At 42.7% G+C, this 11,296-nt stretch carries 10 protein-coding genes; 3 read left to right on the forward strand and 7 right to left on the reverse strand.

The window, feature by feature from the left end; translation table 11 throughout:
* The 7 genes from PF479_RS11615 to PF479_RS11645 form a co-directional block, all read right to left on the reverse strand.
* Positions 1-438, reverse strand: a 438-nt coding sequence (locus tag PF479_RS11615) for a fibronectin type III domain-containing protein (protein ID WP_298006604.1), incomplete at its 3' end; no start/stop codon positions are given.
* Positions 435-2,576 (reverse strand): hypothetical protein, encoded by a 2,142-nt coding sequence (locus tag PF479_RS11620; protein ID WP_298006607.1) that lies wholly within the window; start codon positions 2,574-2,576, stop codon positions 435-437. The genes PF479_RS11620 and PF479_RS11615, both read right to left, overlap by 4 nt.
* Positions 2,577-2,698: 122 nt before the next feature.
* Positions 2,699-3,952: a uroporphyrinogen decarboxylase family protein gene (locus tag PF479_RS11625; RefSeq protein ID WP_298006610.1), complete on the reverse strand. Its 1,254-nt coding sequence runs from the start codon at positions 3,950-3,952 to the stop codon at positions 2,699-2,701.
* A gap of 161 nt (positions 3,953-4,113) precedes the next feature.
* A complete protein-coding gene (locus tag PF479_RS11630; RefSeq protein WP_298006613.1) occupies positions 4,114-4,977 on the reverse strand; it encodes a carbohydrate ABC transporter permease in 864 nt (287 codons plus the stop codon).
* A 15-nt stretch (positions 4,978-4,992) separates the two neighbouring features.
* A complete protein-coding gene (locus tag PF479_RS11635) occupies positions 4,993-5,880 on the reverse strand; it encodes a carbohydrate ABC transporter permease (protein ID WP_298006616.1) in 888 nt (295 codons plus the stop codon).
* Between the two features lie 148 nt (positions 5,881-6,028).
* Entirely contained in the window at positions 6,029-7,417 is a 1,389-nt protein-coding gene (locus tag PF479_RS11640) for a sugar ABC transporter substrate-binding protein (protein ID WP_298006619.1), read from the reverse strand.
* Positions 7,418-7,608: 191 nt separating this feature from the next.
* Positions 7,609-8,649 (reverse strand): NAD(P)-dependent alcohol dehydrogenase, encoded by a 1,041-nt coding sequence (locus PF479_RS11645; protein WP_298006622.1) that lies wholly within the window; start codon positions 8,647-8,649, stop codon positions 7,609-7,611.
* 224 nt (positions 8,650-8,873) lie between these two features.
* Here PF479_RS11645 and PF479_RS11650 point away from each other — a divergent pair, with 224 nt between their 5' ends.
* The 3 genes from PF479_RS11650 to PF479_RS11660 form a co-directional block, all read left to right on the forward strand.
* The gene (locus PF479_RS11650) at positions 8,874-9,875 is read left to right on the forward strand and encodes a LacI family DNA-binding transcriptional regulator (RefSeq protein ID WP_298006626.1); all 1,002 of its coding nucleotides are present in this window, start codon (positions 8,874-8,876) and stop codon (positions 9,873-9,875) included.
* A 110-nt stretch (positions 9,876-9,985) separates the two neighbouring features.
* A complete protein-coding gene (locus PF479_RS11655; RefSeq protein ID WP_298006629.1) occupies positions 9,986-10,744 on the forward strand; it encodes a glucose 1-dehydrogenase in 759 nt (252 codons plus the stop codon).
* A gap of 1 nt (position 10,745) precedes the next feature.
* Positions 10,746-11,296: FGGY family carbohydrate kinase (locus PF479_RS11660; protein ID WP_298006632.1), on the forward strand; the 551-nt coding region annotated here is incomplete at its 3' end.

An 11,296-nucleotide genomic window follows, 5' to 3' on the forward strand; every position in this document is an offset into this window, starting at 1 on the left:
GCTCCTTTCAGATTCTGTGGATCCGCTATAGCAGCTGATTTTATACCAGTATGTCTTTTTATTAGGAGTCAAACCGGTATCTGTGTAACTGGTGGTGGTCACATCCCCTTTCACCTGGGTGTATGTTCCCGTTTCTGTATCCGAGCGGTAGGCCTTGTATCCCTCTGCACCTGTAACGACATTCCAGCTGAGATCAAGACTGGTTGACGATCCTCCGGAAACAGTGAGTCCCTCAGGAGCTGTCAGGGACAGAGGAGTCTCATCTGGAGTCTCATCTGGAGACTCATCTGGAGTCTCATCTGGAGTCTCATCTGGGGCCTCATCCAGGGTAATTTTCTCCAAAAGAGCCTCTTCAAATGCTGAATTCATTGTACAGGCCGCAAACACCAGGAAGGTAGTTGCAAACAATATGTATAATTTGATATGTATTTGTTTCATTCTTCTTCCTCCCAGATCACAAGCTCTTTCAACCCCAGAGCATCAGCAGCACGGTTCCCTTCTTCTCCTTTCAGATCCAGATAAGCAAATCTTTGAGCCAGGTCGGGATCCAGACCTTTCAGCTTCTGATATGCATCCCGGACTGTCCCGTAATTTTCAAGTTCGTGGTTACACCGGGCTGAACCCAGCAGGGCCTTCCGGTTTGTCGATTTTGTTTCAAGCACTTTATCATACCAGCTGAGAGCCTCTCTATAATCGCCCCTCAGATAATAGATATTCCCCGTATTGAGCAGGGCGGGAACGTATGTCCGGCTGTCATTGATTTCTTTGAAGGCTGTCAGGGATTTATCATATAGTCCGTAACGGGCATACAGTACGGCCAGTTTGTTCTGCTGAATATACTTTTTGGAAGAATCAGCCATCTGATTTTTTATAAGTGTTTCCTGAGGCCAGAGTTCCTGCTCCACATAACGGCTGATGGTTTTAACAAAGGCTGTTGTCACATCGTTGCGGCTGGGCATATCTATAGAAGTATTGTCCTGAAAACCCACAGCCTGGTACTGCCTCCATGCTTCATGGGTTGGATAAAAAGCAGTCTGGCTTTTACTTTGATTATTCCGCCATTCCTTGGCTCCCTCCAGCCATGCATCTTCGAAGCCTGCCTGGAACATGGTGATTTCCACAGGAACCCAGGCTTTATTGTCATCAAGAATAAACTCATCAGTACGGCTATAGTTTTTTCTCACCTCATCAGGGGAATCCTTCAGGGCAAAGGCCATATAAATATGACCGGGAATGGTGATAATGGCGGTCTCCACACCCACTGATTCCAGCAGGGATGTGTACAGAGCTGTCAGATCATCACAGTCTCCTGTAGTGTAGTCCAGAGTCTGCCGGGGAAATTGTATAAAATCCACGACTTCTGTCTGAGATGAAAGCTCGGAAAAAGGAGTGGCAGGATCCACCTCATAGCGTATACCATAGGATTTAACGGCTTCAAAAAGCGCAATTCCCTTCTGTAAATTCTCATCCACCGCCGGGTTTTCTACTCCCTGCATCCAGTTGCTCACTTTCTTTGAAAAAGAAAGGATTTCAGGATCCTTGGCTGTGATAAAGCTGGCGATCTTCTGATCATCATCCCAGGTTAGAGCATTCCGGTTATTGAGCTCCAGCACAGGATTGTATTTATCCGATTTATTTTTATCATTCATTATGTAGGAGAGGTTAATCAGAGCAGATGCTTTGGAACCCTCTGTGATAGACATCATATCCTGAGTAAACAGGCCATAGAGCTCTATGATTTTCTCTTCTCCCGGCAACAGGGTAAAGGATTCTCCTGTTGTCATGGGATTATCCATATAGCGTTCCATATAAAAATCGATGGTGATATCTTCGGCGGTCTTTTTCTCAAAGTTCTTGACTCTGACCGTACCAATGGGGTTGTTGTCATAATACTTGTAGAGCACAGGAAAAAGAGTGAGCATGTTCATATCTCTCAGTTCCACACCCTTCCCTTTTTCCTTTTTGGGTGGTTCTTCTTTCATGGGAGTCACTTTATTCTCCCTGCTGCTGTAGTCCCGTACAGCCCTTTCTTTGGCTTCCACTCCAAAATCAAGGCGTCCATAGATGGAAATTCCTATACCGTTATAGACCTGATCGTAATAATTATAGGAAACTCCAAGCCCAATAGAGAATGGATCTGTTATATTGAAGGTTCCTCCACCACCAGCAGTCAGCACATAACCGGACTGCTGACTGAGACCTGGATCCCAGCCCATACCGTCATAGATGAAATAACCGCCTTTGGCCGAGGTGAAAAGAGTGAATTTATCAGCCAGGGGCATGGAAAAAACGGGTCCCCCTGTAAAGCCGAGGATATAGATGGAGTCTTTACTTTGAATGGGGATCATGGAATAGCCCAGTCCGGCTCCCAGGCCGAACCCTTTCCACCCGGCGGGTTGAATGGCCGCATCTGCCTCAAAACCAAAACCAGTTTTAAAATGATCAGCACTGCTGCCTAATGGTAATGATGCAAATGGGATTGTATTGACGCTGATATTGTGTTCTTTCGTATCCTGAGCGAATAAGGCAGGAAGCAGAATGGTCAGGATCAGAAAAGCTAAAATACTACGTTTCATGGTTAGCCTCTTTTATTCTGATCTATGAACAGTTATACCTTATTATACTGCCGGAATCGTGGATTGACAACAAATCTATGAGAGGCATTTATCTGAGGAATGAGTTATAGACTAAAACAGAGCTATTTCCGGGAATACTCCTGAACAGCATCAAAAAGAGACAGAATATTTTCAGGAGGTACGTCGGGCATAATATTATGAATATTGTTGAAAACGTAGCCTCCTCCAGGAGTCAGAATATCCAGCCGCCTGAAAACTTCGGCTCTGACACGTTCCGGCGTTCCCTTATTCAAGATTTCCCGGGGGTCCATTCCCCCTCCCCAAAAGCAAATATCCTGACCAAATTCGGCCTTCACCCTCTCAGGTTCCATGTTCAGACAGTTCGTCTGTAGTGGATTGATAATGTCCATTCCCTCATCTATCAAGGAGGGCAGGAACTGATATATGGAGCCACAGCTATGCAGGAAGGTCTTCATTGAACTGTTTTCATGGACAAAACTGCATAGTTTTTTTCTATGTGAATGAAACAACTCTGTATACACATCCAAACCCATAAAAGGCCCGGAGTCCATCCCCAGGTCATCACCAAAGCGGAGCACATCGACAAGATCGCCGACGGAATCACAGACCTTCTCAAGAGTCTTCATATGCCGTTCCATCAATAATTCCATTAGAATCGCAACATTATCTTTGTCGATGTAAAGATCCATTAGGAAATTATCCATTCTTCTTAAGAAGGTACCCCACTCAAAAAGGTTGGATCCGCAGACAACAAGCAATGCCTTATCCGATTCTTCCCGTAAAGTGATCGTCCTGGCTCTCAATGTATCCCAAAAACCGTCATCCGCAGCATGATCCCATGGACTATGCACCATATTGGACCACAAGACTCTATCCATGGCTTCATCCAGAGCCTCTTCCATGCCTTTACGGCTATCAGGATAGCCATCCACCCAGGGAAAAAAGGCTTGATCATAGAAAGTGGCTCCAGCCGGTTTCACAGCTATGACAGTTCCATCTTTATGAGTATTGGTCCAGACACCACGTTCATTCAGAACAGGTTTAAACCATCCTGGATAATAGGCCTTGTACTTATCGGTCATCTGAAACTCCCGCCATTCTTCCGGGAAATCATTAAATTGACGGCCAATATCCAGAATGTCGACACCCAGGCGATCGATCAGTGCATTTCCGGGCTGTGCCAACTGCTGAACCACATCATAGACAAGGGTCGGGTCATTTGATTTCATATGCACCATAAGCCTGGCATGAGCGATGGCAGAAATGCCGGAACTGGGGGTAGCGCCTAAATCAATAGGGACCCGATCAGGCTGTTTATGATGAAGGGCCGTTTGCACTCTTTCTCTTGATGTCATTTGATTCTCCATTAGTATGAAAATCATAACACCACACTCAAGGATTTCACCATTGTATTTTCTAAGGATAATTATGGAAAAATTAAGAATTGCCGAGGAAAAACTATAAAAAAACCCAGCCTCGCAGCTGGGTCCAGAAAAAAGAGAAGAGAAATTACATATTATCCTTTAACGGCACCCAGTGTTAATCCTTTAACAAGGGACTTCTGGGTGATCCAACCAAGAATGACTGCCGGCAGAATAGCAACCGTAGAGGATGCAGATAACTGGGCAACAAACATGCCCTGCTGCTCTCTGAAACGGGACATATATACTGGTAGTGTCGCCGTAGAATTCCCTGTCAGGTTGAAGCCCAAAAAGAACTCATTCCAGACAAAGATCGCTACAAGCAATCCGGATGAAATGATTCCGGTTCTTACAAGAGGAATCGCAATAGAAACCAGTTGTCTGAACCTTGAACAGCCGTCAATTTCCGAAGCTTCGATGATTGATTTCGGAACATCCTTAAAAAAGGAATGCAGCATCCATACAACGATAGGGACATGAAATCCAATATAAGCGATGAGTAATCCCATGGGTGATTTAATCAAATTAAATTTCTGATACCATGTATATAAGGGAATAATGACCGCGACTGGAGGAAGAAGAATCGTGGTAATAAACCATACATATATCTTTTCTCCTGTGTTCCTTTTTTTGAATTTACCAAAAACAAGTGCAAAAGAGGCTGGTACAGCCAACACAAGGCAAGCCAATGTTGTGAAAAAGACCTGGAATAACGAGTTCTTCAAGTATCTGAACATATTCGCATCACTGAGGACCATTTTCAAGGTATTCAATGTCGGCTTGAAGATCAAACTGGGACTGACAGCTTGATGCTCTGTTTTAAAAGAGGTCAAAAACATATACAGAATGGGTGAAAAATACAGGATTGCTATGGCAAAGATAAAGAGAGTAAGCAACAGTAAATTAATTTTTTTCCTGATATTGTGTCTTCTTAATATTTTAAGTTTTTCTGGGTTCATAAATGTTTCCCCGCATCACTCAAAGGATGCACTCCTTTTTTTGATGATTCGATATAATACATTTACAGAAATAAGGGTTATAGCCACAGTCATCGTTGCCAAAGCACCGGCACGTCCGACCTGAGATCCATTAAATATTTCCATATAAACAGCATATGGGAGGTTATATGAACGGGTACCAGGACCTCCCGCTGTAGTGACAAGGATCAACCCGATTTCTTTCACTATAAATATGAGTCCCAGCATTATGGCAACCATGACATGTTGAGAGATCATAGGAAGCTTGATCAAAAATGTAGACTCGAACCAGTTAGCACCATCCACTTTCATACTGTCAACAACATCCCCTGAGATTCCCTGAAGACCAGCCAGAATGATTAAAACAAAAAATGGTATCCATTGCCAGGAGAAAAGAAAAATAATGACAGCCATGGGGTGATAACTGAGCAAATCAACGGGAGTAAATCCTAGAGATTTCGAAATCACACCATACCAGCCGAAGGTTGTATTAAATATTGTCGTTTTCCAGATAACACCGCTGGCTGTAGACATAACAAAGAAAGGTCCCATGATCAGTGTACGTGCTATATTGATTCCAGGAACCTGGTGATCCAGCAATATGGAAAATAAAAAACCCGCAACAGCACAGATTCCAAGAGTGGAGACGGTCAGCACAATTGTTTGCCAGAAAATACTGTAAAATTCTGGAATAATAGGAAACTCAGGGATCCTCAGATAATATAAATAATTTTCAAATCCTATAAACTCGATAGGCAGATCCGGTCTGGATAAATTCCAACTCAGAGTTGAATAAATAATTGTCAGAATAAATGGCACTTGTGTCATGACAGCCACTACTAGAATAGCAGGCAGCAGAAACAACCAATCCTTTTCCTTTTTCATTAGGGTTCCTCAAAAAATCTGTAATTCTACATAATTATATAATGAATTTTTAAATAATCTAGAATTTTTTTGATAAGCTTAAAAATTCAGGCAGTATAAAATGGAATTATACTGCCTGATTAAAATTAAATTAACTGGAAGTCAAATATTAACGATATTTTCCATCAACAGCGACCTGATTAAAGAGATCATTTGTTTTCTTAATAGCTTCATCCAATGTAATTTTATCTACAACATAGTCAGCCAGATACTGTGTCATTTTGGTTCCGGCATCTGCGAACTCAGGAATAGCAATATACTGAAGACCTACGTAGGGAACAGGTTCCATAGTCGGTTTTGTAAAGTCTGTTGATTCCAGAGTCTTGAGTGTCATTTCAGCATAGGGAGCTGATTTGTATGCATCCAGTTTGTATGTTGAAGAACGTGAGGCTGGAGGAGTCAATGCACCTGAAGGATCCAGTTCAGTAGTCAACTTGATATACTCTTTAGATGTTGCCCAGAGCATAAAATCAAAAGCAGCCTGTTTTTTCTTGGCATCACTCTTAGGATTCAGACCCATGGACCAGTTCCAGAGCCATGCTGTATTTGTTTTCATTTTCTGATGAGGAGGAAGAACATAGCCTACTTTGCCAGCTACTGCAGATCCTTCTGATTCAAGTGGAGGTGCAATAGATGTTGCATCATAATAAATACCACAATTACCAGACTGCATCAGCGCGATACACTCATTATAGGTATAAGAAAGAATATCTTTCTGTCCTGCTTCTCTCAGGATTTTTTTATACATCTGCCAAGCTGCTCTCTGCTCAGGAGTATCCACTGTGGCATTCCAGTCCATATCATAGAAGCGTCCACCGAAGGCATTTACCATGGTTACAAAAGGAGCACCGCTCATTCCCCAACCTGGTGCGCCTCTCATGGTCATACCAACACTACCCTTTGCCGGGTCATGGATCTTCTTGGCCAGTTCATAAATCTGATCCCATGTAGGAGCATCAGGCATGACGAGTCCTTTGGCCGCAAAAAGTTCTTTGTTGTACATAATGAAAGAGCTTTCTCCATAAAAAGGAACAGCGTAGGCATTGCCATCAAGTGATACGGACCCTACCATTCCCTGAATCAAGTCTGCACGATCATACCATGATTTTTTGGCAGCAGTCATTTTAGAAAAATAGGGTTCAAGATTCTCCAACCAGCCGAAACGAGCCCAGTTGTTTGCTTCATATGGACCGATAAAGAAGACATCATAGGTTGTTCCACCTGTGGATGCTTCTGTGGTCAGCTTCTGTCTCAGATCATTCTCAGGTAATACTGAAATCTGAATATCAACACCTTCTGCCTTGTAATTCTCTCTGGCTATTTTTTCAAGAGCCTGAGAAATTGGATTGTTGGCTAGAGCGATATTTACTACAGTTGTAGCTCCCGTCTCTCCACTTTCCGGTTTGACTTCCTGCTGGCCTCCTGCGAATGCCATTGTTGTTGACAACAGCACACTCAAGGACAGAACAGAAACCAATACTTTTAGAGTCCTTTTCATAGAATTCTCCTTCTAAAAAATTTAAAATTATTTGGTTCCCCAAATATAAAACAAAAAATAAACATCGACGAACAGTTAATCCTTTACGTAATCGTTTACTTATCCATATTAACCCTGATTATACCATCCGTCAATGAATACATTTAACAAAAATACAATATTAAAAACTGGATTATTTTAAAGACCAGTCCTTAACTACCCAACTGAATCTGTATCTTAATAAAATGTGATTTATTATCAGAGGCTGCCTCATAGGCGGCAAGGCTCTCATCGAAGTCATAAACAGCAGAGATCAGCGGTTTTACATCAATATTCCCAGAATCGATAAGTCGGATAGCCCTTTTATACTTATGGGCAGACCTGAATACAGATTCAAGGCGCAGCTCTTTGGACTGAATTCCGGAAATACTGAATTGCCCAAAACCATCCACAGGTATACCAACCAGTACGATGACTCCCCCCGGTGCCGCATACTCATGGAGAGTAGGAAAAACAACAGGGCTTCCTGATGCCTCAAAAATGCAGTCAACACCATTTCCTTCGGTTTCATTCATGATGCGATCAAAAAGGTTTTCATCGGATGCATTGATTGGTATGATATTATTATATTGGCTGGCTATGCCTAATTTCTGACTATTGATATCAGAGATATACACCCGGCTGCAGCCCCCTGCAAGGGCCGAAAGGGCTGTCAATAGACCGATAGTGCCGCATCCAGTAACCAGTGCGACATCACCTGGCTTAATATGCCCTTTTTCAGCGGCCTGAAGTCCGATAGCTAAAGGCTCAATCATAGCTCCCTCAGCATAAGATATCTTATCTGTAATTTTATATGTGAAATCTGCCGGATGAACAACAGATTCACAGAGACAACCCTGCACAGGAGGCGTTGCCCAGAATTGAACTGAAGGATCAAGATTATATAATCCTCTCCGACTGACAGAACTCTTGGAGTCGGGAATCCCAGGTTCCATACAGACCCGGTCCCCCACCTTCAGACCGGTGACATTCCGGCCTGTTTCTACAATAACCCCTGAAGCTTCATGACCAAGTACCATTGGTTCCTTGACAATATATGCCCCGATACCACCGTACTGGTAGTAATGAACATCACTGCCGCAGATTCCAACATTTTTTATTGCAATCCTGACTTCATCTGAATCGCATTTTTGATATATTTCCAGATCCTGAATAACCAGTTTCATTTTTTTTTCAAGAACAAGTGCTTTCAAATATCATCCCCTATGAATTAAAAATTAAATAAAAATAATTCAAATATATAATCGATTGCGTAAACGATTATATTATGGTAGAACGACATACTCCTTCTTGTCAAATGTTTTTTATATTATTTTTTTATTGCCGATTTATTCCGTCAAATTTATTGACGAGGAAGAATCGCTGATGTATTGTAAAAGCTGGTTAATCGATTACGTCAAGTTAAGGAGTAAGCGCTATGGGTGCTTCCATGAAGGATGTAGCACGACTGTCCCACGTGTCTATTGCTACTGTTTCACATGTTATTAATAAAACAAGGAATGTTAGTGCAGAAACAGAAGAAAAAGTACTCAAAGCCATCAGACACCTGAATTACAATGTTAATCCAGTGGCAAGAAACCTGAGAAGCGGTAGCTCAAAGGTCATTGGATATGTCGTATCAAACCTTGCAAACAGTTTTTTTATGGATATTGCCCTCAGCATCGATAAGGTCATGAGTATGAATGGATACCATCTTATATATATCAACTCAAACGAAGATACTGATAAGGAACGAAACAATATTGAAAGCCTGCTCATGCAAAATGTTGATGGCCTGATTATAGCGCCAGTCGGTATGGATTGCAGTTATATGGCCACAGTCATCGCAGATAGATGCCCCTGTGTATTTTTTGACAGAAAGCCCACCGGTTTCGACAGGGATATAATCATGTCCACTAATTATGAGGGTGCATTTGAAGGAACAGAACAACTCATTAAACAGGGTCATACACAAATCGGTTTTGTTGGTTCCCGTTATGATGAAACCATGCATGAAAGGGCCGATGGTTACCGGGGAGCCCTCAGAAAACATGGTATCAAGGTCGATGAAGATTTGATAAAATCAGGATCTGGAAGACCCAGACCCATGGATGATCAGCGAATCGGAGATTCCTACCAATTAACAAAAGAACTCATCGAAGATAAAAATGTCACCGCCCTGTTTTGTGCCAATATCCTGGCTGCCTTGGGAGTTAGTAATTTTCTCATCGAGAATGCGAACACAACCGGCCGAGACTTTGGGGTTGCAAGTTTTGATGATGCCTTTTGGTATTCCATGTCCATCCCCCCCATTATCGGGGTCCAGCAGAACAAAGAAGACATTGGAGAAAAAGTGGCAATGACTCTTTTAAAGCGGATCAAAAAAAGCAATGATCCAATTCAGGAGTACCGGATTCCGACGACCCTTATCTTAAGATAGGATTAGTCGGTCAATACTAATAGATTCAATTTCAGGAGGTATTAAAAGAAGATCTTTGTCTGGGCAAAATCGATTGCGTACGAAATTTTGAACAGAGAATGAGGATTGAGATGATAACAAGTAACTTAGAAAACAAAACTGCCTATGTAACAGGCGGAGCTCGGGGAATCGGAAAAACAGTAGCCTTGGGTCTGGCCAGAAATGGTGCAGATGTCGCTATTGTCGATATTGACCTGGAGACTGCATCCCGTGTATCAGATGAAATCAAAGCTATGGGACGCCGTTCAATGGCCATATCCTGTGATGTCACAAGTGCCGATGATGTTCAGGCCATGGTTGATAGAATCATCATAGAATGGGGGAAACTGGATATCGCCTTTAATAATGCCGGGATCTGCATCAACGTAGCAGCCGAAGAGATGACACCGGCACAATGGAAAAAAGTCATCGATATTAATTTAACCGGCGTTTTCTTCACCTCCCAGGCCGCTGGTAAGGTCATGATCAAACAAAAAAGCGGAGTTATCATCAATACGGCATCCATGTCCGGTCATATTGTTAACGTTCCCCAGCCGCAAAGTGCTTACAATGCCTCAAAAGCCGCGGTCATCTTGCTGACTAAATCCTTAGCAGTAGAATGGGCTCCCCATCATGTCAGAGTCAACAGCCTCAGCCCCGGATATATTGCCACAGAAATGACTCTCTCAGCCCCGGAGGAGTGGAAATCCCGATGGCTGGAGATGTCACCTGCCGGACGGATGGGAAATCCTGAAGAGCTGGTTAGCGCGGTGCTCTATCTTGCCGATGATTCTGCCTCATTTACAACAGGAACAGATTTAGTTGTAGATGGCGGTTTTACATCCATATAAAATGAGCGAAAGAAACTGCATTCTAACCTATGACATTGGAACAACTGGAAATAAATGCTCAATTTTCGATCTGAAGGGAAATATTCTAGCCTGGGAAACTGTACACTATAGTACTGAATACCCCAAACCAGGGTGGTCACAGCAGAATCCTGAAGATTACTGGAACAGTGTCGTCACAGGAACCCGAATGCTCTATAAAAGCCATCCTGAATTATTCCAGCGCATCAGCTGCATAGGGCTCAGCGGTCATATGAACGGCATGCTCCCCATCGATGCAGTTGGAGATCCACTGTTTTCAGAAATCATACATTCTGATAATAGAGCGGAATCCTTCTGTGCAACCATAAGAGAGAAAATCTCCGACTCAGAGTTCTATGATATCTGTGGAAACAGAATTGACGTTCATCTGTCGCTTCCTAAAATACTCTGGGAAAAAGAAAACTATCCTGATCTCTATAAGAAAACATTCAGCTTTGTTCAGAGTAAGGATTTTATCGCCGGGAAACTGACAGGACACCACGGCATAACTGATTACTCCGATGCCTCTCTCAC

It is taken from the genome of Oceanispirochaeta sp., assembly GCF_027859075.1.
In the GTDB taxonomy this organism is placed as follows: Bacteria; Spirochaetota; Spirochaetia; order DSM-2461; family DSM-2461; genus Oceanispirochaeta.